The following is a 26301-nucleotide window of genomic DNA, read 5'->3' on the forward strand; positions in this document are numbered from 1 at the left end:
GGAACAGCTGGAACAAGGCCGGCAAAAACCTCAGGCTCAGAAGAAGCCCAACGGTTTCTGCCCATAGCTGACGAGCAGGTTCTTCGTCTGCTGATAGTGATCGAGCATCATCTTGTGATTCTCACGGCCGATCCCCGATTGCTTGTAGCCGCCGAACGCCGCATGCGCCGGGTACGCGTGATAGCAGTTGGTCCACACGCGGCCCGCCTGAATCTGCCGGCCGAAGCGATAGGCGCGCGTGCCGTCGCGTGTCCAGACGCCGGCGCCGAGACCATACAGCGTGTCGTTGGCGATCTCCAGCGCCTCGTCTTCGTTCTTGAACGTCGTCACCGATACGACCGGCCCGAAGATCTCTTCCTGGAAGATGCGCATCTTGTTGTGTCCGCGGAACACGGTCGGCTTCACGTAATAGCCTTTGCTCAACTCGCCGGCTAGCGTGTTGCGTTCGCCGCCGATCAGGCATTGCGCGCCTTCCTGTTTGCCGAGATCCACGTACGACAGAATCTTTTCGAGCTGTTCCTGCGATGCCTGTGCGCCGATCATCGTCGACGTGTCGAGCGGATGGCCCTGTTTGATTGCGCCGACGCGCTTGATGGCGCGTTCGATGAAGCGGTCGTAGATCTTCTCGTCGATCAGCACGCGCGACGGGCACGTGCACACTTCACCCTGATTCAGCGCGAACATCGCGAAGCCTTCGAGCGCCTTGTCGAAGTAGCTGTCGTCGGCATCCATCACGTCGGCGAAGAAAATGTTCGGGCTCTTGCCGCCCAGTTCGAGCGTAACGGGGATGATGTTCTGGCTCGCGTACTGCATGATCAGGCGGCCGGTCGTCGTTTCGCCGGTGAACGCGATCTTCGCTATGCGCTTGTTCGACGCGAGCGGCTTGCCGGCTTCAAGGCCGAAGCCGTTCACGACGTTCACTACGCCAGCCGGCAACAGATCGTGAATCAGTTCGAGCAGCACGAGGATCGACGCGGGCGTCTGCTCGGCCGGTTTCAGCACGACGCAGTTGCCTGCCGCGAGCGCCGGCGCGAGCTTCCACGTCGCCATCAGGATTGGGAAATTCCACGGAATGATCTGGCCCACCACACCGAGCGGCTCGTGAAAGTGATACGCAACCGTGTCGTCGTCGATCTCGGAGATCGAGCCTTCCTGGGCGCGGATGCAGCCGGCGAAATAGCGGAAGTGATCGATGGCGAGCGGGATGTCGGCGGCCATCGTTTCGCGCAACGGCTTGCCGTTGTCGATGGTTTCGGCGACTGCGAGACGCTGCAGGTTCGCCTCCATCCGGTCGGCGATGCGGTTCAGGATATTGGCGCGTTCGGCAGCCGCGGTCTTGCCCCATGCTGTTTTCGCACGATGCGCGGCGTCGAGCGCCAGTTCGATATCGGCTTCGCGCGAACGCGGAATCGACGTGAACGGCTCGCCGGTAATTGGCGATACGTTGTCGAAGTACTCGCCGCCTACCGGCTTCACCCATTCGCCGCCGATGAAATTCGCATACTGCTTTTTGTACGGGAATTCAGTGGTCAGGAATTGCATCTCCGCATGATTCATCTGTGTGCTCCTCACATGTGTCGAATGATCTGTTGTCGGCGCGATGCTGACGTCTCGCAGGCCGTCTGGTGCATACGCCAGAAGCGTGCCAATACGCGGCACGGATGACACGCTACGGTGCAAGGGGCACAGCGGTGAGGCATCGTTTGCGGATGTGTTCAATATTGTTCAGCGCGAGCGTGCCGTTTCTGCGCAGTGCGTGAGAAGCTGTTCAGGATTTGAACAGGGCGGGTTGGCGCCATGCGGGTTTGCCATGCGTCGATCCGATCGGCATGGGACTTGCGTCGGGTTTGCGTTCTTTCTGTGTTTTGTTCCAGCGCGCGCGACGTGCTCCACCGGACTCACCGTTTTCTGGCCGATCCCGTATGACGAGCAATTCCTCCCGCATGGCGGTGCCCGCAGAGCGCGTTGCACATGCCGCAATGACCGGCGAGCCGCGTGGCTTCAGCGTGCGAACCTGCGTCGCGCACGACGCCGACGAGCAGGCGCGCAACCTGCACGGCTGGCGCCAGACCTACGATCAAATCACAGCCGGTCGCTTCGTCGGCACGTTGACTGAGCTTCGGCTCGATCATATGCAGGTCTTCTGCGAGACCACGAGTCATTCTCTGCGTCAAACCTGCGAAGTGCAGGCGGACGCGTACTGGTTCGGCATTCCAGTAAGGGCTGACGGCGCGGGTCGGATCGATGCCCAGCCGATCTTCGGCGACGCACTGGCGTTTCGTCCAGGCGGCGTGGAATTCGAACTGTTGACGCCCGCCGGCTACGAGATTCTCGGCATCGTCGTGAAGGGTGCGGTGCTGCGCCGTTACGCAGCGGATGTCGAACAGATCGGTCTCGCCGATCATGTGCCGCGCACGGAGGTCGTGCCGATCGACAGTATGCGCAAGGCTCGACTCTGTGCGTCGCTGCGGCGGATTCTCGATGACGGTACGCACGGCACCGACGGTAGCGCTGCCGATGGCACGACACCCGCTCGCGCGCCGTTGTCTGCATTCGCACGCAACAACCTGCAGGCGTCGGTGCTGGCGTCGCTATTCGATGTGGGCCCGTGGCCCGCCGAGCCGGCGGCGATGCCGTCCCGGCCGCGCCGGCAATGGATCGTCTCCGAAGCGCGCGACTACGTGCTCGCCAACCGCGAGCGTCCGGTCAATGTGCCGGAACTGTGCGAACGTCTGCATGTGAGCCGGCGCACGCTGCAATACTGCTTTCAGGATGTGCTCGGCATGGCGCCGGCGGCCTATCTGCGCGCGATTCGTCTGAACGGTGCACGGCGCGAGCTCGGCGAAGCGGGCCGCAACCGGTGTTCGGTGCAGGACGTTGCGGCCGCGTGGGGCTTCTGGCATCTGAGCCAGTTCGCTACCGATTACCGGAAGCTCTTCGGTATTCGTCCGTCGGAGACGCTAAAGGCTGCGCTCAGTAGCTACGACGAACACGCTATTGCACATTGATGCGAGCTGGTAGTGGGAAAGCTCCTTCGCTTACGCGCGCCGGTAGCAAGCAAGCCGCCTTCGCTTACGTGCGTCGCTACTGAGCAAGCTCCCCGCTTACGCGGGCTGGTACCGATCAAGCTCCTTCCGTTTCACGCGGCTGCTTTCCCACACTGCGCACAGAACTTCGCACCAACTGGCCGCGCCGTTCCGCAGCCGTCGCACGTAGCGGGTGTCAACGCGCCGCCGCATTGCTGGCAGAAGCGCGCCCCGGGTGCGCTGAGCGTGCCGCAGGCCGCGCAGGCAATGCTCAAGGCCGGTGCCGCCGGCGGATTGCGATAGCGGCTGCCATCGTCGCGTGAATCGTGATGGTTGCGGCTGCCCCAGCCGTCGTGGCTGCGTCCGTGGCTGCCGCCTCGACCGCCGTGATGTCCACCGAGCATTCTTTCCCAGATTCCCATTTCGTTGCTCCTCAGTTGCGTGGGCGAGTACGCCGTCGCCCGGGCGACTGGATCGCCAGCGTTATTTGCGCAGCAGCCTCAAACCGTTCGCGACGACCAGCAGGCTCGCGCCTGCATCGGCGAAGACGGCCATCCACATCGTGCCGAGCCCCATCACGGTCAGCGCGAGAAACACGGCCTTCACACCGAGTGCGAGCGCGATGTTCTGCACGAGCACCGAATGCGTTGCCTTCGATAACCGGATAAACAGCGGAATCTTGCGCAGGTCGTCGTCCATCAGCGCGACATCCGCGGTTTCGATTGCGGTGCCGGTGCCCATCGCACCCATCGCGAAGCCGATGTCCGCACGCGCGAGCGCGGGCGCATCGTTGATGCCGTCGCCGACCATCCCGACCACCGAACCGTTCGCCGCGAGCCGGCCGACCGCATCGAGCTTGTCTTGCGGCAACTGGTTGCCGTGCGCTTCGTCGATGCCGACCTGCTGGGCGATCGCTTCGGCGGTGTGCGGGTTATCGCCGGTCAGCATTGCGGTTTGCACGCCGAGTTCGTGCAGCCCCATGATTGCCGCGCGGCTGCTGTCCTTCACGGTATCGGCGACAGCGAAGAGTCCGAGTACGCGTGCTTCGTCGATAAGCATCACGACCGTCTTGCCTTGTCGTTCGAGCGCATCGAGCCGCGCTTCGAGGGCCGGAGAGCAGCGTTCGAGTTCTTCGACCAGCCGGTGATTGCCGAGCGAATACGCAACCCCATCGATCGTGCCGCGCACACCGCGACCCGGCAGTGCCGTGAAGTCGTCGACGCTCAGATGCGCGAGGCCATCGGCATTCGCGGCGTTCGCGACAGCCAGCGACACCGGATGATCCGAGCGCCCGGCAAGGCTCGCTGCAAGACGGCGGCAATACGTGCCGTCGATATCGGCGAACGATTCGAAGTCGGTCTGCACCGGCTTGCCATGCGTGATCGTGCCGGTCTTGTCGAGCGCGAGCCAGCTCAGCTTGCGGCCGAGTTCCAGATACGCGCCGCCTTTGATCAGGATGCCGCGCCGCGCCGCCGCTGCGAGACCGCTGACGATCGTCACCGGCGTCGAGATCACCAGCGCGCACGGGCAGGCGATCACCAGCATCACGAGTGCCTTGTAGACCCAGTCGTGCCACACGCCGCCGAACAGCAGCGGCGGAATCACCGCGACCGCGACGGCGATCGCGAAGACGATCGGCGTGTAGACGCGCGCGAATTGATCGACGAAGCGCTGTGTGGGCGCCTTCGCGCCTTGTGCTTCTTCGACTGCGTGGATGATGCGCGCGAGCGTCGTGTTGTTCGCTGCGGCCGTTACGCGGTAGTCGAACGAACCCGATTCGTTGACGGTGCCTGCGAACACCGGGTCGCCTTCGGCTTTATCGACGGGCAGGCTTTCGCCGGTGATCGGCGCCTGGTTCACGCTGGAGCGTCCCGCGACGATGGTTCCGTCGAGCGCGATCCGTTCGCCCGGCTTCACGCGCACCACGCTGTCCGGCGTCACGCCGGCGACCGGCACCGCGAGCCAGCTGCCGTCGTTCTGCTGCACGGTGGCCTGCTCGGGCGTGAGTTGCATCAAGCCCTTGATCGCATTGCGCGCGCGGTCGAGCGACTTCGCTTCGATCAGCTCGGCGATCGTGAACAGCACCATCACCATCGCCGCTTCGGGCCACTGACCGAGGATCAGCGCGCCGGTTACCGCGATGCTCATTAGCGCGTTGATGTTGAGGTTGCCGTGGCGAATCGCGAGCCAGCCTTTCTTGTAGGTACCGAGTCCGCAACCGACCACCGCCACAATGGCAAGTGCGGCGGCGAGCCACGACGGTGCGCCGAGCCAACTGGCCGCTTCCGAGCCGATCGCTGCCGCGCCGGCCAGTGCGAGCGGCCACCACGGCTTGTGCTGTTCCGCCACCGGCGCGGCCGGCGCGCCGTTCGCATCGGGCAGTTCCGGCGAGAAATCGAGCGAGCGCAATGCGGCGACGATCGGGCCCAGCGCGTCGGCGGCGTGCTCGACGGTCAGCGTGCGCTGCATCAGGTTGAAGTCCATGCAATACACCGACGGCATGCCGCCGAGGCGTTTGCGGATCAGCGCTTCTTCGGTCGGGCAGTCCATCTGCAGGATGCGGATGGGGGTGCGTACGCGGTCGCCGATTGTTTCGGCACGCGCGAGCGGTGCGGTGATCGCGGGTGCGGGTGTGCAGCAGGCGCTGCTGGAGCTGTGAGCATGGCTGTGCGCGTGCGGTTTCGCGCCGTTGCCGTGATCGCACGACGCGCCGTGTTCATGTTCGTCGGCACTGCGGTGATCGTGGTCATGTTCGCGGGCGGGGGCGTGGTTGCACGATGCGCCGTGTTTATGTTTGTCGGCATTGCCGTGATCGTGGTCATGTTCGCGGGCGTGGGGGTGATCGCACAACGTACCGTGTTCATGCCCGTCGGCATGGTCGCGATCATGTTCATGGGCGTGTTCGTGCTCGTCGGTACGGTCGTGATCGTGCACATGCGGCGTGGCATGGCCAGCGCGAAGTCCCGTTTCATCGGCTTCCTGGCGGTGTACAGCGTGGGTTTGACGCATGATGGTGGCTTCCGTGGAGGATTTGTGGTCTAGTAAACACCTTGAAGCCACTACAAGGTCAAGGCTTTCATTCGCCCTGCAATCCGGAGGCCCCATGAAGATCGGCGAACTCGCGAAGATTGCTCACTGCACGACGGAAACCATCCGTTTCTACGAAAAGGAAGGCTTGTTGCCCGAAGCCGACCGGACCGAGGCGAATTACCGCAGCTACACCGCCCAGCACGTCGAGCGCCTGCGTTTCATCCGCAATTGCCGCGCGCTCGACATGACTCACGACGAGATCCGCGCGCTGCTCCAGCTCACCGATGCACCGGCCGACCAGTGCGGCGCGGTCAATTCGCTGGTCGACGAGCACATCGCACATGTCGAAGCGCGGATCGACGAACTGAAGCAGTTGAAGGCACAACTGATCACGCTGCGCGAGCAATGCCGCGTCGAGCAGTCGGTTGAAGATTGCGGAATCGTTCAGGGGCTGACCGACATGCAGATGACGGCGCCGCGCTCGCGGCACACGCATCTGGGCTGAGCGGGTCCATCGAATCAGCGCCTCGTACCGCGTGACACACGCAGTACGAGGCGTAATCCATCACAGCATCGAGCTGGAGAATCAACGTGTTCACATGTAGAAATCAACCCTGCAGCGCATCGTGGGAGCAGTCGGAAGTCGTCATCAAGAACGAAGGCCAGGGCCTGTTGTTCCGCTGCCCGATGTGCGGCGCGCGCAATTATGTCGACCGCATCGAAGCGGAAGACGGCTCGGTCGTCTACGAGCAGCTCGACGGCCGTCCGTTCCTGTGAGCCAGCACCCCACCGCCATGAACAAACCCGCCCCCGCCCCGTTCAGCCAGCTCGCGCTGCCGCCCGCCACGCTCGAGAACCTCACTCGCCTCGGTTATGTCGAGATGACACCGATCCAGGCCGCAAGCCTGCCGATCGCGCTGGCAGGTCACGACCTGATCGCCCAGGCGAAGACCGGCAGCGGCAAGACAGCCGCGTTTGCACTGGCACTGCTCGCGCGCCTCGACACGCGCAACTTCGCCGTTCAGTCGATGGTGCTGTGCCCGACCCGCGAACTGGCCGACCAGGTCACGCAGGAAATCCGCCGTCTTGCGCGCGCCGAAGAAAACATCAAGGTGCTGACCCTGTGCGGCGGCACGCCGATGCGCCCGCAAACGGCGAGCCTCGAACACGGTGCGCATATCGTCGTCGGTACGCCGGGCCGGATCATGGATCACCTTGAACGCGGCAGCCTCGCGTTGCCGTCGCTGAATACGCTGGTGCTCGACGAAGCGGATCGCATGCTCGACATGGGCTTCTTCGACGACATCGCGACCGTTGCGCGGCAATGTCCGAAAGAACGGCAGACGCTGCTGTTCTCCGCGACCTATCCCGACGGCATCGCGAAGCTGAGCCAGCAGTTCCTGCGCAACCCGAAACAGGTAACGCTCGAAGAGCGGCACGACAATACGAAGATCCGTCAGCGGTTCTACGAGGTGACGGAAAACGAACGGCTGCACGCGGTTGGGCAACTGCTCGAACACTACCGGCCGGTCAGTACGCTCGCGTTCTGCAATACCAAACAGCAATGCCGCGATCTGCTCGACGTGCTGCGTGCGCAGGGCTTTCATGCGCTCGCGCTGCATGGCGAACTCGATCAGCGCGAGCGCGACCAGGTGCTGATCCGTTTCGCGAATCGCAGCTGCTCGGTACTCGTTGCCACCGATGTCGCCGCGCGCGGTCTCGACATCGCGCAGCTCGAAGCCGTGATCAACGTCGACGTGACGCCGGACCCGGAGGTGCACACGCATCGGATCGGTCGCACGGGCCGCGCGGATCAGGAAGGCTGGGCGCTCAGTCTCGCGAGCATGAACGAGATGGGACGCGTCGGTAGCCTTGAGCAGGCGCAGGGTCGCGAAGTGGAATGGCATCCGCTCGCCGAACTGAAGCCGACGAGCCGCGAGCCGCTGCTGCCGCCAATGGAAACGCTGCAGATTCTCGGTGGCCGCAAGGAAAAGATCCGTCCCGGCGACGTGCTCGGCGCACTGACCGGCGATCTGGGTTTCAGCGGTGCGCAGGTCGGCAAGATCAACGTGACCGAATTCTCGACCTACGTGGCCGTCGAGCGCAGCATCGTGCAGGATGCGCTGCGCAAGCTCAATGCGGGCAAGGTGAAGGGCAAGAAGGTCAAGGTCCGGTTGATGGACGAATAGTGAACGAGCAGGGCGTTCGGTCCGGGCGCTCGCGCCGTTACCACCGCAGCCGCATGACATAAACGCATGCCGCGCATGACAAACTTTCGATTGTGAGCGCCCGCCGGTTGATGCCTAATCGCCAGACCGGACGGGACCGCCATGCACACGGTGGCCCGCAGACCCGCCAGTTGGAGGATTACTCATGCAGAGCGCGTTGCAGGCCCGCTCGAAACTGCCCGACGTCGGCACGACGATCTTCACCGTAATCGGTCAGCTCGCCGCCGAACACGATGCGTTGAATCTCTCGCAGGGCGCGCCGAACTTTGCGCCGGACCCGAAGCTTATCGACGGTGTCGCGCGTGCAATGCGCGAGGGACACAACCAGTACGCGCCGATGGCCGGCATCGACACGTTGCGCGAAGCGCTCGCACAGAAGATGGAGACGCTGTACGGCACGCGCTACGACCCCGCCGACGAAGTCACGGTGATCGCGAGCGCCAGCGAAGGGCTCTATTCGACGATTAGCGCGCTCGTGCATCCCGGCGATGAAGTGATCTACTTCGAACCTTCGTTCGACAGCTATGCGCCGATCGTGCGATTGCAGGGCGCAACGCCGGTGGCGATCAAACTGTCGCTGGATGATTTCCGGGTGGACTGGGACGAAGTCGCCGCAAAGATCACGCCGAAGACGCGGATGATCATCATCAACACGCCGCACAACCCGACAGCGACCGTGTTCGATGCGGCGGACGTCGAGCGCCTGAAAGCGCTAACGCGCAACACCGATATCGTGATCCTCGCCGACGAGGTCTACGAGCACGTTGTATTCGACGGCGCGCAGCATCAAAGCATGGCGCGTTATCGCGAGCTGGCGGAGCGCAGTGTGATCGTGTCGTCGTTTGGCAAGTCGTATCACGTGACGGGTTGGCGTATCGGCTATTGCCTGGCACCCGCGGCGCTGATGAACGAGATTCGCAAGGTGCACCAGTTCATGGTGTTCTCCGCCGATACGCCGATGCAATACGCGTTCGTTGAAGCGCTCGCGCAACCGGAAAGCTATCTCGGCCTTGCGGCGTTCTATCAGAAGAAGCGCGACCTGCTCGCCCATGCGCTGCGCGAATCGCGCTTCGAACTGTTGCCGAGCGAAGGCAGCTTCTTCATGCTCGCGCGCTTTCGCGGTTTCTCCGACGAACGCGATAGCGACTTCGTGTTGCGCCTGATTCGCGATGCGCAGGTTGCGACGATCCCTCTTTCCGCGTTCTATACGGACGGCACCGATTCCGGGCTGATACGGCTGAGTTTTTCGAAGGACGATGCGACGCTGATCGAAGGCGCGCGTCGTCTGTGTTCGATCTGAGGGAGACGAAGCCGACGGCTTCGATGAGTTCAAATCAAAGGGTAAGGGGATCGGTCATGAAGATAGTCAGAAGCTTGCTGGTGGCGGCGTGTGGGTTCGCGGCAGTGTCCGCAGCGACGATGTCCGCGTTTGCGGCCGATGTATCGACGCTGCGCTTTGGCCTCGAAGCGCAGTACCCGCCGTTCGAATCGAAAGCGGCCAACGGCGACCTGCAGGGCTTCGATATCGATATCGGCAACGCGGTCTGCGCAAGTGCGCATCTCACGTGCAAGTGGGTCGAGACCTCGTTCGATGGACTGATTCCCGCGCTGCAGGGCCGCAAGTTCGATGCGATCAATTCGGCGATGAATGCGACCGAGCAACGCCGTCAGGCGATCGACTTCACGAACATCATCTACCGTGTACCGACCCAGTTGATCGCGCGCAGCGGCAGTGGTTTGCTGCCGACGCCCGAGTCGTTAAAGGGCAAACGTGTGGGCGTGCTGCAGGCGTCGATTCAGGAAACGTTCGCGAAAGCGCATTGGGAGAACGCCGGCGTGAACATCGTCGCGTATCAGGATCAGAACCAGGTCTATACCGACCTCGTAGCGGGCCGCCTCGATGCGACGCTCGTGCTGGCGCCGGCCGGACAGACCGGGTTTCTGTCGCGACCGGATGGCAAGGATTTCGGGTTCGTCGGGCAGCCGGTGCGCGACGACCGGATTCTCGGCGGCGGTGTGGCATTCGGTATCCGCAAGGGCGACAGCGCGCTGCGTGATCGATTGAATGCGGCGATCGTGAAGATCCAGAGTGACGGCACCGTGAAGACGCTTGGACAGAAGTACTTCGGCAGCATCGACGTGTCGCCGAAGTAAGCCGCACGCCCCGGTTACCGCGTCTGCGCGGCGCGGTCGGTGCCGTTACTGCTATCGCCGTCGCTACCGCGAAACTGGTTTTCCGCGTCGATCATCCGGCGCTTCAACAACGGAACGTTGTTGACTACGCGTAAGCCCGTGCGCATCGCACCCAACGCGATGCGTCCAACCACCGGCCGATGAATCGGATCGTGTTCGTCGAACCGCTTGCGCGATGCCGCGACCGCATCGAAGCCGTAGCGAAGCATCTGCGCCTCGTAGCCCGCCACGGCATCGCGACCGGACATCGCGCCGCGATGGGCATCGGCGAGTCGTGCGGTGAGCAGCGCTGCATCGCGCAGCGCGGTATTCGCGCCGACACCCCTGCCCGGCGTCATCAGATGGATCGCGTCGCCGAGCACCGTGACGTTGGTGGTCGGCCATGGGTCGACCGGCACGGAGGTGCGGACGTCGACGGCGAACGCAGTGGACGGGTCCGATGCGCGGATCAGCGCGCGCAGGTTCGGATGCCAGCCGTCGGTGATCTGCGTGGCGAGTGCGAGCAGTGCGGGCTGGCCGAGTGTCATCGGATTGGCCGGTACATTGCGCAGCGCACCCCACACGGCCCAGATCAGATGGTCGCTGCTGTTGTCGAAGAGCAGACCCGGCCAGCGCGCGAGCAGTTCCGCATCGCTGCTGCCGATACCTTCCTTAAGCCCATCGTCGCGCCACGGAAACTCCATCACATGGATGATCGCGCCGAGGCCCTTCGGCGCGTTGATGAGCGTGATGCCGTCGAGCACCCTCGGCGACAGCAGCTCACGCGCAGCCTCGGTCATAGGCACCTTCGCGGCGATGCTGACGATGCCGGTGTTCTCCAGCTTCGCATCGGGCAGCAATTGACGCCGCACCTTCGAGCGCGCCCCGTCCGCACCGACCAGCAGATCCGCAGTGGCGTGCGTGCCGTCGGCGAAATGCGCGGTCACGCTGCCGTCCGCGTTCTGCTCGTAAGCGGTGAACGTCTTGTCGAAATGCACATAGTCTTCGAGCCCGCTCAACAGTACCTGTCGCAACGTCATGCGGCTGACCGACTTGCCGCCGCTCATCGATTCGTCGGCAAGCGTGACGGACAGCAACTCGGTCATGTGCTCCGTGAGAATGTTGAAATGACCCGGGGTGCGTGCGCAGGTAGCGATGAACGTCGCGAAGAGATCGGGCGGTAGACACGCCTTCAGCGACGCGATGCCATGCGCGTCAATGCCGACGCGATAGCCCTGCAGACCGTCGGTGCGCGTGCGGTCGCGTTCATACACGGCAACATCGATGCCGGCCTGCCGCAAGCCGTGCGCGAGACACAGACCACCGGTGCCGGCACCGATGACGATGACGCTCAACGGATTGCTGTTCATTTCCTGCTTCCTTTTTTTGCCGCGGGTTTCGTGGATTTCGCGGGTTTGTTCGGCTGATACGTCGTGGAGTCGGCGGCGAGCGTGAAGCGCTGCGCTATTTCTTCGAGCCACGCGGCGCTCCACGTGATCACACCGCTTTGCAGGTCCGCGACGACACCGCGCACCCAGTCGAGTTCGGCGACGAGTTGCGCACGAATCAGCTCGCTTTCGAGCAGGAAGAGACGCGGGACATCGATGGCTTGCGCCTCTGCAGTCCCAGCATCGAGACGCTCCAGTTCACGCTCGAGCGCGCCGACGCGGATCGCGAGTTGCCGGCATACGTCGTCGGGTGCCAGCAGCGGCAAGAACGACAATGCGGCAGGAAACGCCGGGAATTCACGCGCCGGTTGAGCGAGTTGCTCGCGCAGCCAGAGCCGTCCCGTATCGCGGCCGGCGTCGGTGATTGCGTAGACGGTGCGCTCGGGAAACGCGCCATCGCGCTCGATTTCGTGCACCGCGATCAGATCGTTGCGCAGCAGGCGATCGATGGTCTGGTACAGGCTGTTGCGCTGACCGACGTTGATGACCTCGTCCTTGCCGCGCGCCTTGATCAACTGCTGCATCCGGTACGGGTGCATGGGGGATTCGGTGAGCATCGCCAGGACGGCGAGGGCCAGCGGGGAATGACGGACCATAAAAATGCCTAGTCGATTAATATCTAGTTATTTTATGACTAGTGCGATGGGGTTTGCAAGGAGAGACGTACAGTGCGGTGCGGCTGAGCCCGGAATGCCGGCGCGCGGATCGGCATCGTGAGATCCGCTTGCCGGTGGTTCCGCCGACACCGCGCCGCTACCTGGCTAACCTGTTTGAACCGCGCGGCCGTGCTGGAAAGTGAAGTTGTTCAAGGCGATTCTCACGCTGCAGCAGCCAGCGCACGGGTGCTCGACTCAGCAACGAGCGTCTGCCGGATACCTTCCACATACGACGTTTTATGGATCGGCCCGAGCAGTTTCTGCAGCGCCGAGTCGTCCATGATGAGCGGATTGGTCATCAGGTAATTCATCTCGACCATCTCGCGGATCAGCGGTTTGAAGAGTCCGATCAAACGCAACATCGTCTTGCCGGCCACCCGTAACTTAAGCTGCCTGCCCGTCTGACGCTCCATTTCCGACACGATCTCGCGCTGCGTCGTGACACCCGCGCCGGCGAAGTGCCAGATCTTCCCGAATGCCGCGGGCGTATCGACCAGTCGCGCCACCACGGGCCCCACGTCCGGTACGAAGACGAATTCGTGGGGGCGGTCGAGCGGCCCGATCATATCGGCGGTGCCGCCGTTCACCGCGGCGTGCGCCGCGCCATGGAGCAGACTCGCTGTCACGCCCGGGCCGTAGAAGTCCGGCAGGCGCAACACCGTTGCATTGATGCGGCCGTCGTTGTGCGCCTGCATCAGCAAGTCTTCCTGCGCCTTGCGCATACGCCCCTTGAAGGTGTGCGGCTCGCGCGGATGATCTTCGCGCACCCGACTCGCGTTTGCCATGCCGTACGGGTACACGGTACCGATCAGGATGATGTTCTTGACGCCGGCGGCGACCGCGCCGTCGATCGTCTTGCGCATCAACTCGGGATGCAGTTCGAACTGCCAGTAGTTCACGCCGACCAGATAGATCAGCGTTTCGATGCCCTCGGCCGCGGCGATGACGGAGGCGGGCGAGTCCGGGTTCCACGTGACGATTTCCGCGAGCGGATCGGTGCCGAAGGTGTTGCGCAGGCTTGCTTCAGTACGACCGACGACGCGATAGGGGCGCCCCTTGCTGCTGAGGGCGGTGGCGATGCTTTGACCGATAGCGCCAGCGGCGCCGAACAGAGCTACTTTGGACATGACGATTCTCCTGGGGATGAGTATTCAGATCGAGCGACGACGGCGAAAGGTGGCAGTGGAAACCGACGAGACGCGCGAGAGAACCGCGCCCAGATACCCGTCGAGAATCGGCCGGACCGGAGCCTGCAACCAGGCTTCGAGCGCCGAGATAGCGGTGTCGAGCGCGACTTCGCCAGCCTTTGCTGCCAATACACCTGCTGGGCAGTCGCGTTGCCGGGATGGCTGGTCGGCGAGGGTGGCGAGGTTCATGTCGGGCTCCGTGCGTTTCGGTGGATTGCGTTGCTGGAGACCGTAGATTGCCAAATAGACCATCAAACGAAAATTGCCTAGAATCGCATTGTCTCTATAGAAAAATGCATACCATCATGAAACGCGAGCCGAACTGGGAGTGGTACCGCACCTTTCTGAGCGTCCTGGAAACGGGTTCACTGTCGGCGGCCGGGCGGTTCATGGGGTTGACCCAACCGACCGTCGGCCGCCACATCGACAGCCTCGAAGAAGCACTGTCGCTCAAGCTCTTCACACGTTCGTTCGACGGCTTCGCGCCCACCGATGCGGCGCTCGAACTGAAGCCCTACGCGGCCGGCGTGGCGGCGACCTCGGCGGCGCTGCTGCGGGTGGCCAGCAGTTACGGGAGCGGCGTTCGCGGTAGCGTGCGCGTGACGGCCAGCGAGGTGATCGGCGTCGAGGTGCTCCCGCCCATCGTCGCGGCACTGCGCGACGAGCACCCGGAACTGACCGTCGAACTGGTGCTGTCGAACAAGGCCGACGATTTACTGCATCGCGAGGCGGACATCGCGGTGCGCGGATTCAGGCCCACCCAGGATGCGCTAGTGGCGACGCGCGTCGGCAATATCGAACTCGGCTTGTTCGCTCACGAACGTTATCTGGCCGCGCACGGCATACCGAAGTCGCTGGATGAGCTGCATCGTCACGCCATCGTCGGTTACGACCGCGGGACCGCTTTCACCCGTCAGTTCGAGGATCAATATCCGATGTTCACGCGCGCTGCACTGGGGTTTCGCACCGATAGTGATCTGGCCCAACTGGCCGCCATTCGCGCAGGCGTTGGCATTGGGGGATGCCAGTCGGGGTTGGCGGCGCGCAACAAGTCGCTCGTGCGGGTGCTACCGGACGCATTTTCGTACGCCATGGATACCTGGATCGCCATGCATGAGGATCTGCGCGAGAGTGCGCGTTGTGCGGTGACGTTTGCGGCGATTGTGGCTGGGTTGAAGGCTTATATACAGGAGGTGTGACCAGATAAGCGCGACAGTTAGAGTGGGGTGGGGACGGTGGGTGGAAAGTTTGGGTCGGGAGCGATGCGAGAGTCGAGGAGCTGGGGTACCGGCTGACCCCGGACGTTCGGTTTAGGCAATTGACTGAAAATGGCCCGGCCAAAGTAAAAAGCCCGGTCAGCTTTCGCTAACCGGGCTTCAAATTCTTTGGTGGGGCGTGAGTGACTCGAACACTCGACCTACGGATTAAGAGTCCGCTGCTCTACCAACTGAGCTAACGCCCCCAACAGACTGCAAATTATGCAGTATCCCGAGCGTCTTGCCTAGCCCCCTGAAGCAGATTTTTTGAGAAAACCAGCCTTGAACCCGCGCCGGGCGGCAAGGTGACCCTCTTCAACCCCCGCCCATAAACCCGCTTCGTGCACCATCCCGGTATCATGTCGCGACATCATGCTGCGCGAAGCGTCGCGCGGCCGAACGGGGGCATACGATGGACGAAACCGCAATCCGTGAACTGCTTGATCGCGTGCTCGCACCGTGGGTCAAGACCCTCTCGCTCACGTCCGTGGCAGTCGACGACCAGAGCGCCACGATGCGCCTGCCGTTTTCCGGCGAGTTACGGCATTCGGGCGGCGTGATCTGCGGCCAGGTCTTCATGGCCGCTGCCGATACGGTCATGATCGTCGCGATTTCCGCCGCACTGGGCGGTTTCAAGCCGATGACCACCGTATCGCTGAATATCAGCTTCATGCGCGCGGTGCGTAAAGGCGATGTGCTCATCACCGCGCGCGTCCTGCGGATGGGCCGCAATCTCGTGTTCGGCGAAGTCGAGTTGTTCGACGAGGACGGCAAGATGGCCGTTCACGCAACGACGACCTACGCGCTGCTCGACTAACGCGGCCGTCGCGGCGCGACGGGCGTTAGCCTTCAAGGAAAAATCAATCGATGTTCGATCAGGTCGTATTTGCAGGCGGTGGTAACCGCTGCTGGTGGCAGGCAGGTTTCTGGGACATCGTACAGCCCGCACTGGATATCCGGCCGCGCGTCATCACCGGTATTTCGGCGGGCGCCGCGACGGCGTGCATGCTGTACACACGCGACGCCGAGTGGGTCATGCGCTATTACGAAGAAGCGCTGCGCCACAATCGCAAGAACGCGTATTGGGGCAACTTGCTGCGCGGCCAGTCGGTGTTTCCGCATTACCGGATTTACCGGCAGGCGCTGCTGGATATCTACAGCGACAAATTCAGCGCGCTCGCCCATGCGCCGGAAATCCGCATCGGCGTTTCACATCTGCCGCGCTGGCTCGGCGCGCGCAGCGCAGTCGCGGCTGGGCTGATCGCCTACAACATCGAGAAGTACGTCCGCAAGACGCTGCATCCGACGCTCGGTCAGTCGCTCGGGTTTCATCCGGAGTTCGTGCGCGCGCAGGATTGCGCGACCGTCGAGGATCTCGCCGACCTGATCCTGCAATCGTCGAGCACGCCGCCGTTCACGCCGGTTCTGCGGCGCAACGGCCGGCCGGTACTGGATGGCGGAATGGTGGACAACGTGCCGGTCGGCGCGCTCGACAGCACGCCGGGCAACGTCCTCGTCATGGTGACGCGGCTCTATCCGCGGCCGCAGATGTTCGTCGTCCCGCACGGTACGCAGCAGCGCATCTACGTGCAGCCGTCGCGCAAGGTCCCGATTTCGAGCTGGGACTACACGAGCCCGTCGCAGATGGTGCACGCCTATAACCTCGGCAGAGGCGACGGCGAACAGTTCCTGCAACGCGTGCCGGATCTGCTGGCAGCCGGCGCACGCGACTGAGTCGCGGCGTCGCTCACACAGATCAGCGGCGCCGACCACCCTGCAACGCATCCGGATTGGCGACGCTCGACAGATCGCCACCGTCGAACGCAAGAATATTCCTGAACGCCGCGCCGAAATACAGTTCGTAGCTTTCGCGCTCGACGTAACCGATGTGCGGCGTGCAGATCACGTTTTCCATGCGCAGCAGACTGTAGCCCTGCAGGATCGGCTCGCTTTCGTAGACATCGATGGCGACCATGCCGGGCCGGTTTTTCGACAGCGCGTTGACGAGCGCATTTTCCTCGAGCAGTTCCGCGCGGCTCGTGTTGACGAGCAGGGCCGTCGGTTTCATCCGCAGCAGATCTTCCTGCCTGACGATGCCACGCGTGTCGTCGTGTAACCGCAGATGCAGCGACAGCACGTCGCTTTGCTCGAACAGCGCCTCACGGCTTTCCGCGATCCCGTAGCCGTCGGCCCGCGCCGCCTCGAGCGAATGCTCGCGCCCCCAGATCAGCACGTTCATGCCAAACGCCTTGCCATAACCGGCCACGAGCCTGCCGATCTTGCCGTAGCCCCAGATACCGAGCGTCTGGCCCCGCAGCACCTGGCCAAGCCCGAAGTTCGGCGGCAGCGCCGAGGTCTTCAGTCCCGACTGCTGCCAGGCGCCCTGCTTCAGATTTGCCACGTACTGCGGGATGCGCCGCTGCGCCGCCATGATGAGCGCCCAGGTCAGTTCAGCCGGGGCGGTCGGTGAGCCGGTTCCTTCGAGAACCGCAATGCCGCGCTCGGTGCAGGCCGGGAGATCGATATGGCTCGACACCTTGCCGGTCTGGCTGATCATCCGCAGGTGCGGCAGTTTGTCGAGCAACTGCGAGTTGATGCGGGTCCGCTCGCGGATCAGCACCAGCGCGTCGATTTCGGAAAGCCGGCTGGCCAGTTGGCCCAGCCCACGGACGCTGTTGTTAAAGACCTTGACCTCGTGGTCGGCCAGCAAATGGAAGCAATCGAGCTTGCGGACGGCGTCCTGATAGTCGTCGAGGATGGCAATCTTCATGGGCATTAGTGTTTTGCGGCGCACCACGGAGGCGCGGAATGAGGTGTTATGCTGGCTGTCCCAACATGTGACTTACGGCACACGCGGGACGGATGGGATGCCTCACCATACAAGGCGCCGCCACGATGGACGGCGCCGGATAGCAAGACAGATTCACTAGGTTTTTATCAGCTTGTTGCTTGTCGACGCAAGCCGCTTTACAGAAGGTTGCAGACCGCGGTGAGCAAAAGCGGTCAGGGTAAACCGCAGGGCGAGCGGCACGAGACGAGGCAACAGGCTGAGCGGCCCTTCACGACATACCACGGCCGCGGCGGGCCGGATTGTTTGGGCACCGCCGGGCTGGATGCCTCTCGCACGCAGTGTGTCTGCTGGGCTTGTACCGTTTTTCTAATAGCTTGTACAAAACGGAGACAGCTCGATGAATCATCCCGCTTTCGCAGGAAACACGGCCATTGAGGCGCCCGCCTGGGTCAAACACCGAAAATTGATCGACTGGGTGCAGCGTGTCGCGGCGCAGACGAAGCCCGCGCGCGTCGTCTGGTGCGACGGCTCGCAGGAGGAATACGACCGGCTCTGCGCACAGATGGTCGAAGCCGGCACGATGAAGAAACTCAATCCTGCAAAGCGACCGAATTCCTATCTGGCATGCTCCAATCCATCCGATGTCGCGCGCGTCGAGGATCGAACCTTCATCTGCTCGCAACGCCGCGAGGACGCGGGGCCGACCAACAACTGGATCGCGCCCGCCGAAATGCGCTCGACCCTCGATGGCCTGTTTGAAGGCTCGATGAGCGGCCGCACCATGTACGTTGTGCCGTTCTCGATGGGGCCACTTGGTTCGCCCATCGCCCATATCGGCGTCGAACTGTCCGACAGCCCCTACGTCGCGACCAACATGCGGATCATGACGCGCATGGGCCGCAAGGTGTACGACGTGCTCGGCGAAGACGGCGAGTTCGTGCCCTGTGTGCATTCGGTGGGCGCGCCGCTCGCCGCCGGCCAGCAAGACGTGCCGTGGCCGTGCAACGACACGAAGTACATCGTTCACTTCCCCGAAACCCGCGAGATCTGGAGCTACGGCTCGGGCTATGGCGGCAACGCACTGCTCGGCAAGAAATGCTTTGCGCTGCGCATTGCGTCGACGATGGGGCGCGACGAAGGCTGGCTCGCTGAGCACATGCTGATTCTCGGCGTGACGTCGCCGGAAGGGCGCAAGCATCACGTGGCGGCGGCGTTTCCGTCGGCCTGCGGCAAGACCAATTTCGCCATGCTGATCCCGCCCGAGGGCATGAACGGCTGGCAGATCTCGACGATCGGCGACGATATCGCGTGGATCAAGCCCGGCAAGGATGGGCGTCTGTACGCGATCAATCCCGAAGCGGGCTACTTCGGCGTCGCGCCGGGCACCAGCGAGAAGACCAACTTCAACGCGATGGCGACGCTGAAAGAGAACGTGATCTTCACCAACGTCGCCCTGACCGACGATGGCGACGTCTGGTGGGAAGGCATGACCGACGAGCCGCCCGCACACCTGATCGACTGGCAGGGCCAAGACTGGACGCCCGCTAGCGCGAAAGAAAGCGGGCGCAAGGCCGCCCATCCGAATGCGCGCTTCACCGCGCCCGCGGCCCAATGCCCGTCGATCGACGCGGACTGGGAAAATCCGGCTGGCGTTCCGCTCGATGCGTTTATCTTCGGTGGCCGCCGCTCGACCACGGTGCCGCTCGTCACCGAAGCGCGCAACTGGACCGAAGGCGTCTACATGGCCGCGACCATGGGCTCCGAGACGACAGCCGCCGCCGCGGGCAAGCAGGGCGTGGTGCGGCGAGATCCGTTCGCCATGCTGCCGTTCTGCGGCTACAACATGAGCGACTACTTCGATCACTGGCTGAACACCGGCGAACGTCTGCAGCAACTGGGCGCGAAGCTGCCGCGCATCTTCTGCGTCAACTGGTTTCGCAAGGGCGCGGACGGCAAGTTTGCGTGGCCGGGTTTTGGCGAGAACATGCGGGTGCTGCGCTGGATGGTCGGCCGGATCGAGGGCGCCGCGCGCGGCGACGAGCATGCGTTCGGCGTGTCGCCGCGCTATGAGGATATCGACTGGCGCGGCCTCGACTTTACGCAGCAGCAGTTCGACGAAGTGATCTCCGTCGACGATGCAGCATGGCGCGAGGAGCTCGCGTTGCATGCGGAACTATTTGACACACTGCAGCAAGGCTTGCCCGAGGCGCTGGAACGCACTCGTACGACATTAGAGAGTCGCCTCGCCGCCTGACCATGTGAGTATCCACTTCGCATAAAGGCCGCCCTCGGGCGGCCTTTATGTTTTCTGGAGGTCGTTTTGACACTTTCTTCGGCCTTTCCCTTTATGCGACAGACATTCTCGCTGTTCTAGCAATGCGCGTAATGCTAGCTGCGATGCAGCAGATTGTTTCCATTGAGGGAATAATCGAGTGCGATGCACTACGCTGGGGAATACAGTCGCACGAATTTCAATCAAAAATGCTGCAACTTAGGCAACTTCTGCAGGAATTTGGGAGTCGTAGGAGAATTACGAGATTGCTTCATAGTTATTCAAGAAGCTGTAACACGGCAGGAGTTGTCCCATGGATCATTTGCAGTCGATGCGAGTATTCGTCCGCGTGTCGGACCTCGGCAGTTTCGCCCGCGCGGCCAGCGCGATGGATATTTCCAATGCAGTAGCAACTCGCCACGTCGCCGATCTCGAAAGCCGGCTTGGCACGCGTCTCCTCAATCGTACAACCCGCAGCCTCTCGCTGACCGAATCCGGTCAGGTGTACCTCGAGCGTGCGCGCCAGATTCTCGACGAGCTCGAAGACGTCGAGCAGATGGTCGTCGCGCGTAATCATGAACCGGTCGGTACCCTGCGGATCGTGGCACCGGTGGTGTTCGGGCTGCACAATCTCGCGCCGGTGTTGCAAACCTACGCGGAACGTTACCCGAAGGTGGTTCCGGACGTGACACTGGTCGACCGGCAGGTCGATCTGGTCGAAGAAGGATTCGACGTCGGTATCGTGATTGCGCGGCAGATGCGCAGCGCCAGCATCGTGACGCGGCGCCTGACCACCGGCTGCATGACCGTTTGCGCGACGCCCGCCTACCTGGAAAAGCATGGCACACCGACGCGCCCCGAGCATCTGCTCGAGCATCCGTGCCTGTCGCTGCCGTCCGAATACTGGGGCGACGAGCGGGTCTTCACCGGGCCGGAAGGCGAAGTCCGGGTGCGCCCGACCAACGTCATCGTCGCGAACAACACGGAAATGCTGCGGCAGTTCTCGCTGCTCGGCATGGGCATCGCGATTCTGCCCAGCTACCTGATCGGGCGCGACAGCACGCGCGGTCGGCTTGTCCGGTTGTTGCGCGATTACCGGTTGCCGCAGGTCGAGATCAACATTGCTTACCCGAGCCGGCGCCATCTGCCGGCCAAGGTGCGCACGTTCATCGATCATCTGGTCGAGCATTTCAGCCAGACGCCGAATAGCCTGCTCGGCGAGCAGTGGATCAAGGACGGCATCGGCAACCCCGCTCACGATTCGGCGCACATGCTCGCACCGGAGGCATTCGACGGCGCCGAGCCGCTGTCCAGTCTGCTCGACAATGAGATCTCGCCGCCCACCAGTCAGTCGAAGTCGTCGCCTGCGCGTACGCGGTCGACGGTGTTGTCGACGCTGTGAGGTGTTGAGCGTGGACGCCTGATGGCCCACGAGCGCAAGCCATAACGCGGTAACGCGCGGTCAAACGCAGTACAAAGAAAAGAGCGCAGTCACCTCATCAAGTGGCTGCGCTCTTTTTGTCGTTTGCTGGCTTCGGCCCGGCCGTCAAAGCCGGGCAGCTACAACGGACTACGAACCCGTCTTGCGCGCGGCAGTCTTCTTCGCCGGTGCTTTCCGGGCCGCCGTGGTTTTGACAGCGGCCTTCTTGCTGGCCGGCGTCGCCTTCACCGGTGCGCTTTCGTCTTCATCATCGTCACCGCCAGCCGTCGCCTTTGCTGCCGATTTCGCCGCCGCAGTTTTAGCCGCAGTCTTTGCCGACGGTTCTTTCTTCTCGAACTCGAAGCCGATCTTGCCGTCGCTCTGCTTGACGAGGAACGCCTTGAAGTTGCGGCCGGTCCGCGACGATTTGAAGTTCGTCAGCAGATCGGTGCGACCTTCTTCGAGCAGCTTCGCCATCTGTTCGCGCGTGATCTCCTGCTGGAGAATCACCTTGCCCGAACGGAAGTCGCAAGTCTTCGGGTTGGCCACCGAGTTCTCGCAGACATAGCTCATCCCGTGCTCATAGATGCGCGCCTTGCATTTCGGACAGGCACCGACGGGCTGCTGGTCCGAGAAGTCAGGCACTTCACCGTCTTCGCCACCCGAGTCCTGGCCGAAATCGAATTCGAGCTTGTAGTTCTTCGTGTCTTCGTCGAACGACAGCTTCAGGATCGCCGAGAACGGCCGCCCCATCTTGCTGCGGAAGCCCGATAGCGGACCAATCACCTTCTTCTGCAGCAGCTCTTCGACTTCCTCGATTTCGAATTGCCGGCTACCCGGAATCTTCGAAATCGAGAACTCGCACTTCGTACAGGCGAAGCGCCGGTAGTTTTCCTTCACCTGACCACCGCAGTTCGGACACGGTGTTTGCAGCGTCGCGTAGTCGCCGGGGATCGTGTCCGAGTCGTACTCTTTCGCGCGCTTGACGATGGTTTGCGTCATGCGGGCAATTTCCTGCATGAACGCGTCGCGCGGCAGATTACCGCGCTCCATCTGCGACAGCTTGTATTCCCACTCGCCGGTCAACTCCGGCGCGGTCAGTTCCTTGACGTCGAGCCCGCGCAGCAGCGTCATCAGCTGGAACGCCTTGGCGGTCGGAATCATGTCGCGGCCTTCGCGGATCAGATACTTTTCGCCAAGCAGCCCTTCGATGATTGCCGCACGCGTGGCCGGCGTGCCGAGCCCCTTCGCGGCCATTGCTTCGCGCAGGTCGTCGTCTTCGACGAGCTTGCCTGCGCCTTCCATGGCCGAGAGCAGCGTTGCTTCGTTGTAGCGTGCCGGCGGTTTCGTGACGAGCGCCTGGGCCGCGATCTTGTCGGTCTTGACCTTCTCGTCCTTCTGCACCGGCACGAGATTCGCGTCTTCGCCGCTCGTTTCGCGTCCGTAGATCTGCAGCCAGCCCGGCTCGACCAGCACCTTGCCTTCGGTCTTGAAGTGATGGCCGACGACTTCGGTGATGCGCGTCGTCACCCGGGATTCGGCGGCCGGGAAGAACACCGCGAGGAAGCGCTTGACGACGAGGTCGTACAGCTTCTGCTCCGGCTCGGACAGCGCCTTCGGCGCTTGCAGCGTCGGGATGATAGCGAAGTGATCGCTGATCTTCGAGTTATCGAAGATGCGCTTGTTCGGCTTCACCCAGCCCTTGTCGAGTACCTGCTTGGCGAACGGCAGGTAGTTGTTGCTCTCCTTGAGCATGGTGAGCGTGTCTTTCACCGTGTCGATGTAGTCTTCCGGCAGCGCGCGTGCATCGGTACGCGGGTAGGTCAGCACCTTGTGCCGTTCATACAGCGCCTGGGCGAGACCGAGGGTGTTCTTTGCGGAGAAACCAAAGCGCCCGTTTGCTTCGCGCTGCAGGCTCGTCAGGTCGAACAGCGCCGGCGAAAGCTGCGTGGACGGCTTCGATTCTTCCGTGACGGTGCCAAGCTGGCCGCGGCAGGCAGCGACGATCGTCTCGGCGGCCGGCACGCTCCACAGGCGCGAATCGCGCTTCTCGGGGTCGAACTCGTCGCGCTTGAACTTGGTATCGAACCAGCGGCCCTCGTAAAAGCCGCCCGCGCAGACGAATTCCGCCTTCACTTCCCAGTAGTCGCGCGGCACGAAACGGCGAATCTTCTCTTCGCGTTCGACGACGATCGACAGCGTTGGCGTCTGTACCCGGCCAACAGTCGTCAGGAAGAAGCCGCCGCCCTTGCTGTTGAACGCGGTCATCGCACGCGTGCCGTTGATGCCGACCAGCCAGTCCGCTTCCGACCGGCAGCGCGCCGCATCGGCGAGCGGTTGCATGTCCTCGTCGCTGCGCAGATGCGCGAAGCCGTCGCGAATCGCGGCGGGCGTCATCGATTGCAGCCACAGGCGCTGAACCGGTTGCTTCGACTTGGAGTGCTGCGCGATCAGGCGAAAAATCAGTTCGCCTTCGCGTCCCGCATCGCATGCATTGATCAGGCGCTCGACGTCCTTGCGCTTGATCAGCTTCATCAGCACCTTCAGGCGCGACTCGCTTTTTGCGATCGGGTTGAGGTCAAAATGCGGGGGGATAACGGGGAGATTGGCGAAACTCCATTTCCCGCGCTTGACTTCGTAATCTTCCGGTGCCGCGATCTCCAGCAGGTGGCCGACCGCCGACGAGAGCACGAATTCGTCGCTCTCGAAGTACTCGTCATGCTTGGTAAAACCGCCCAAAGCGCGCGCGATGTCGTTCGCGACGGAAGGCTTTTCGGCGATGATCAGTGCTTTGGACATGACTGGATGTGAGTTGGTGGATTCGGGTATTGGCCCTTCGGTCTATCGCCCCGGCTTATAGACCAGGGGCGACCCGGAGTGGCGACCCATTAACGACCGCTTTATAGCACACGCTGAAGCAACAGCGATTCTGTGGCCGGAAAAAGCGAGCCATCATAATTGCGTGTCTACTTATTGAGCAAGTGTCGGCAGCCTTTACTGCTTCCGGCGCGCAACGCCCGTGCCGGCTCGCTTTCAGCCGGCGAGCACCGGTTCGGGTAACGGCTCAGCCAGCAGATCAGGCAACGGCCAGTGCCGGTCGCAACTTCGGCGCGCCGGTCACACCAGGTAATGCAGTGAGATCGGCGAGCATCCGTTCTACGATGGCTGCCTGCGGCAATACGGTCCCGAAGAACCGTGTCGTCACCGCGTCTTCGATCAGGATGGTCGGAAAATTCTCCACATCGAGGTCGTCGAAGCGGTCGGCATGGTTTTCGATGTCGATCCACGCGAAACAGACTTCGGGATGCCGGTCAGCCAGTGCGTCGAAGGCCGCCCGGTAGTCCCGGCAGGTACCGCACCACTCGGCGCACAGACACGCCACAAATAGCGTGCCGGGGCGATTGACGTGCTCGGCGATCCGGTCCTGGTCGGTGTCGAGGTTCAGCGCGGGCATGTCGGTTCCTTGGGTGCTGGAGGCGGGAGCTTTTGGCGCGAATGTAGCATGGCGGGTCATTGTCCGTGATGAGCCCGGATGAACCGGCCGCCCTGCAGAACCGTCAGATGCCCCGCCAGCTCGAGCTGCAGCAGCATGCTCTGCAACGTCGTGTCGTCCATTTCGGTGCGGGCGGCAAGAATTTCAAGTGTTGCCGGTGCGTGACCTAGCGCATCGAGCAGCCGTTGCGCGTCCGGCGCGAGGCTGGATCCGGCCGGTACCTCCGCGGGAGGCGGTTTTTCGCCTCCTCCAGCGGCCGCCGCCGCATTCAGCCCCAGTTCCTCCAGCACCTCCTCCGGGGTTTCGACGAGTTTTGCGCCCTGCTTGATCATCCGGTGGCTACCGCGTGATAGCGGCGCGTGAATCGAGCCCGGCAGCGCAAACACGTCCCGACCCATTTCGTTCGCGAGCCGCGCGGTGATCAGCGAGCCGGAGCGCATCGCGGCCTCGACGATCAGTACACCACGGACCAACCCAGCGATCAGCCTGTTGCGCTGCGGGAAGTGAGCGGAGCGCGCGGGCGTGCCGAGCGGCCATTCGGTCATGATCGCGCCCGACTGGGCGATCTGGTGCGCGAGCGCATGGTGGGCCGCCGGATACACGAGGTCGGCGCCGGTACCGATCACGGCGACAGTGCCGGCAGACCCGGCAAGCGCCCCGCGATGCGCCGCGCCGTCGATACCGAGCGCCAGCCCCGACACGACGACCACGCCGGCGTCGGAAAACGCACGTGCGAAACGCTCCGCGTCCTCGATGCCCTGTGGCGTGGCGCTACGACTGCCGACCACCGCAATGCCCGGCACGTGCAACCGGTCGATCCGTCCTTTTACATATAGCAGGGGCGGCGGGTCGGGCATGGTCAGCAGCATCGGCGGGTAGGCCGGATCGGCTAGTGTCACGACCGCGTTGCCGTGCCCCTCGCACCACTTACGCACGGTGTCGACATAGCCAGGGAAATCCGCGCTGGGTGCCGCAAGCGCGGCACGGGCCGCGGCCTCGCCGACGATCGCGGCAAGCGACGCATACGGCTGCCCCAGCACCGCGTCCGGCAGACCAAACGTGTCGAGCAACAGGCGCAGTGCGGTGGGACTCAACCCCTTTGCCATGGCGAGCCGGAGCCAGCCGGCGAGCTCATCTCCGGTCATCGGCAGTACGTGCATGGGTGGCCCTCCCACAGGTGCGCCCGACGGTCGGTGAAGGGCCATGTTAAAATTTTCATCATCCGAAATAATCTCCGGCAAAGAATTTCCGAAACTGCATGCGGCGGCGCGTGTGCGCGTGGAGCTATGCATTGAACCGAACTGGTTCACCCGCATATCCTC

General features: G+C 63.0%; 23 protein-coding genes and 1 tRNA gene. 12 read left to right on the plus strand and 12 right to left on the minus strand.

The genetic code is table 11. The features are described 5' to 3' along the window. Window positions 1-36: 36 nt before the first annotated feature. Window positions 37-1557 carry an aldehyde dehydrogenase gene (adh, locus tag M0D65_RS19665; protein WP_091019319.1) on the minus strand — a complete coding sequence of 507 codons (1521 nt, stop codon included), beginning with the start codon at window positions 1555-1557 and terminating at the stop codon, window positions 37-39. Between the two features lie 422 nt (window positions 1558-1979). Between adh and M0D65_RS19670 the strand changes: the two genes are divergently transcribed. Then, a complete protein-coding gene (locus M0D65_RS19670; RefSeq protein WP_266254422.1) occupies window positions 1980-3008 on the plus strand; it encodes a helix-turn-helix domain-containing protein in 1029 nt (342 codons plus the stop codon). Window positions 3009-3139: 131 nt separating this feature from the next. Here M0D65_RS19670 and M0D65_RS19675 read toward each other — a convergent pair whose 3' ends face one another. Both M0D65_RS19675 and M0D65_RS19680 read right to left on the minus strand, forming a co-directional pair. Continuing rightward, on the minus strand, window positions 3140-3448 hold the full coding sequence (locus tag M0D65_RS19675) for a zinc ribbon domain-containing protein (RefSeq protein WP_266254201.1): 309 nt from the start codon (window positions 3446-3448) through the stop codon (window positions 3140-3142). Between the two features lie 61 nt (window positions 3449-3509). Further along, a complete protein-coding gene (locus M0D65_RS19680; RefSeq protein WP_266254202.1) occupies window positions 3510-5576 on the minus strand; it encodes a heavy metal translocating P-type ATPase in 2067 nt (688 codons plus the stop codon). 111 nt (window positions 5577-5687) lie between these two features. Here M0D65_RS19680 and M0D65_RS19685 point away from each other — a divergent pair, with 111 nt between their 5' ends. The 6 genes from M0D65_RS19685 to M0D65_RS19710 all read left to right on the plus strand — a co-directional run bounded on the left by M0D65_RS19685 (window position 5688) and on the right by M0D65_RS19710 (window position 10438). Next, window positions 5688-6068, plus strand: coding sequence for a hypothetical protein (locus tag M0D65_RS19685; RefSeq protein WP_266254203.1), 381 nt, complete (start codon window positions 5688-5690; stop codon window positions 6066-6068). Between the two features lie 61 nt (window positions 6069-6129). Further along, complete coding sequence (gene cadR, locus M0D65_RS19690) at window positions 6130-6561, plus strand: Cd(II)/Pb(II)-responsive transcriptional regulator (RefSeq protein WP_091019328.1); 432 nt, start codon at window positions 6130-6132, stop codon at window positions 6559-6561. 86 nt (window positions 6562-6647) lie between these two features. After that, complete coding sequence (locus M0D65_RS19695) at window positions 6648-6833, plus strand: hypothetical protein (RefSeq protein WP_096721838.1); 186 nt, start codon at window positions 6648-6650, stop codon at window positions 6831-6833. Between the two features lie 17 nt (window positions 6834-6850). Continuing rightward, complete coding sequence (dbpA, locus tag M0D65_RS19700) at window positions 6851-8245, plus strand: ATP-dependent RNA helicase DbpA (protein WP_266254204.1); 1395 nt, start codon at window positions 6851-6853, stop codon at window positions 8243-8245. 184 nt (window positions 8246-8429) lie between these two features. After that, on the plus strand, window positions 8430-9584 hold the full coding sequence (locus M0D65_RS19705; protein ID WP_266254205.1) for a pyridoxal phosphate-dependent aminotransferase: 1155 nt from the start codon (window positions 8430-8432) through the stop codon (window positions 9582-9584). 56 nt (window positions 9585-9640) lie between these two features. Beyond that, window positions 9641-10438: an ABC transporter substrate-binding protein gene (locus tag M0D65_RS19710; protein WP_266254206.1), complete on the plus strand. Its 798-nt coding sequence runs from the start codon at window positions 9641-9643 to the stop codon at window positions 10436-10438. 14 nt (window positions 10439-10452) lie between these two features. On the opposite strand, the gene M0D65_RS19715 is transcribed toward M0D65_RS19710, so the two are convergent. From M0D65_RS19715 to M0D65_RS19730, 4 genes are all read right to left on the minus strand, one after another. Beyond that, on the minus strand, window positions 10453-11826 hold the full coding sequence (locus M0D65_RS19715; RefSeq protein ID WP_266254207.1) for an NAD(P)/FAD-dependent oxidoreductase: 1374 nt from the start codon (window positions 11824-11826) through the stop codon (window positions 10453-10455). Then, complete coding sequence (locus M0D65_RS19720) at window positions 11823-12500, minus strand: PadR family transcriptional regulator (RefSeq protein ID WP_266254208.1); 678 nt, start codon at window positions 12498-12500, stop codon at window positions 11823-11825. Before M0D65_RS19720 ends, M0D65_RS19715 begins: the two co-directional genes overlap by 4 nt. Window positions 12501-12721: 221 nt before the next feature. After that, a complete protein-coding gene (locus M0D65_RS19725) occupies window positions 12722-13687 on the minus strand; it encodes an NAD-dependent epimerase/dehydratase family protein (protein WP_266254209.1) in 966 nt (321 codons plus the stop codon). Window positions 13688-13711: 24 nt separating this feature from the next. Next, window positions 13712-13936, minus strand: coding sequence for a hypothetical protein (locus M0D65_RS19730; RefSeq protein WP_266254210.1), 225 nt, complete (start codon window positions 13934-13936; stop codon window positions 13712-13714). Window positions 13937-14049: 113 nt separating this feature from the next. Here M0D65_RS19730 and M0D65_RS19735 point away from each other — a divergent pair, with 113 nt between their 5' ends. Then, window positions 14050-14946, plus strand: coding sequence for a LysR family transcriptional regulator (locus M0D65_RS19735; protein ID WP_266254423.1), 897 nt, complete (start codon window positions 14050-14052; stop codon window positions 14944-14946). A gap of 187 nt (window positions 14947-15133) precedes the next feature. On the opposite strand, the gene M0D65_RS19740 is transcribed toward M0D65_RS19735, so the two are convergent. Continuing rightward, window positions 15134-15209: transfer RNA gene (locus M0D65_RS19740), tRNA-Lys, on the minus strand. 206 nt (window positions 15210-15415) lie between these two features. Between M0D65_RS19740 and M0D65_RS19745 the strand changes: the two genes are divergently transcribed. Together M0D65_RS19745 and M0D65_RS19750 are read left to right on the plus strand one after the other, a co-directional pair. Continuing rightward, window positions 15416-15820 carry a PaaI family thioesterase gene (locus M0D65_RS19745; protein ID WP_091019352.1) on the plus strand — a complete coding sequence of 135 codons (405 nt, stop codon included), beginning with the start codon at window positions 15416-15418 and terminating at the stop codon, window positions 15818-15820. Window positions 15821-15870: 50 nt separating this feature from the next. Further along, a complete protein-coding gene (locus tag M0D65_RS19750; protein ID WP_266254211.1) occupies window positions 15871-16737 on the plus strand; it encodes a patatin-like phospholipase family protein in 867 nt (288 codons plus the stop codon). 22 nt (window positions 16738-16759) lie between these two features. Here the strand turns inward: M0D65_RS19750 and M0D65_RS19755 are convergent, their stop codons facing one another. Further along, window positions 16760-17773 carry a D-2-hydroxyacid dehydrogenase family protein gene (locus M0D65_RS19755; RefSeq protein ID WP_266254212.1) on the minus strand — a complete coding sequence of 338 codons (1014 nt, stop codon included), beginning with the start codon at window positions 17771-17773 and terminating at the stop codon, window positions 16760-16762. Window positions 17774-18191: 418 nt separating this feature from the next. On the opposite strand from M0D65_RS19755, the gene M0D65_RS19760 reads away from it, so the two are divergent. Both M0D65_RS19760 and M0D65_RS19765 read left to right on the plus strand, forming a co-directional pair. Continuing rightward, entirely contained in the window at window positions 18192-20048 is a 1857-nt protein-coding gene (locus M0D65_RS19760; protein ID WP_266254213.1) for a phosphoenolpyruvate carboxykinase (GTP), read from the plus strand. Window positions 20049-20379: 331 nt separating this feature from the next. Then, window positions 20380-21468: a LysR family transcriptional regulator gene (locus M0D65_RS19765; protein ID WP_091019358.1), complete on the plus strand. Its 1089-nt coding sequence runs from the start codon at window positions 20380-20382 to the stop codon at window positions 21466-21468. A gap of 168 nt (window positions 21469-21636) precedes the next feature. On the opposite strand, the gene M0D65_RS19770 is transcribed toward M0D65_RS19765, so the two are convergent. The 3 genes from M0D65_RS19770 to dprA form a co-directional block, all read right to left on the minus strand. Then, the gene (locus M0D65_RS19770) at window positions 21637-24285 is read right to left on the minus strand and encodes a DNA topoisomerase III (protein ID WP_091019360.1); all 2649 of its coding nucleotides are present in this window, start codon (window positions 24283-24285) and stop codon (window positions 21637-21639) included. 277 nt (window positions 24286-24562) lie between these two features. Beyond that, a complete protein-coding gene (locus M0D65_RS19775; RefSeq protein WP_091019362.1) occupies window positions 24563-24940 on the minus strand; it encodes a thioredoxin family protein in 378 nt (125 codons plus the stop codon). 56 nt (window positions 24941-24996) lie between these two features. Beyond that, window positions 24997-26139 (minus strand): DNA-processing protein DprA, encoded by a 1143-nt coding sequence (gene dprA / locus M0D65_RS19780; protein ID WP_266254214.1) that lies wholly within the window; start codon window positions 26137-26139, stop codon window positions 24997-24999. Between the last annotated feature and the right edge of the window lie 162 nt (window positions 26140-26301).

It is taken from the genome of Paraburkholderia sp. CHISQ3 (assembly GCF_030464945.1).
Classification (GTDB): Bacteria; Pseudomonadota; Gammaproteobacteria; order Burkholderiales; family Burkholderiaceae; genus Paraburkholderia; species Paraburkholderia megapolitana.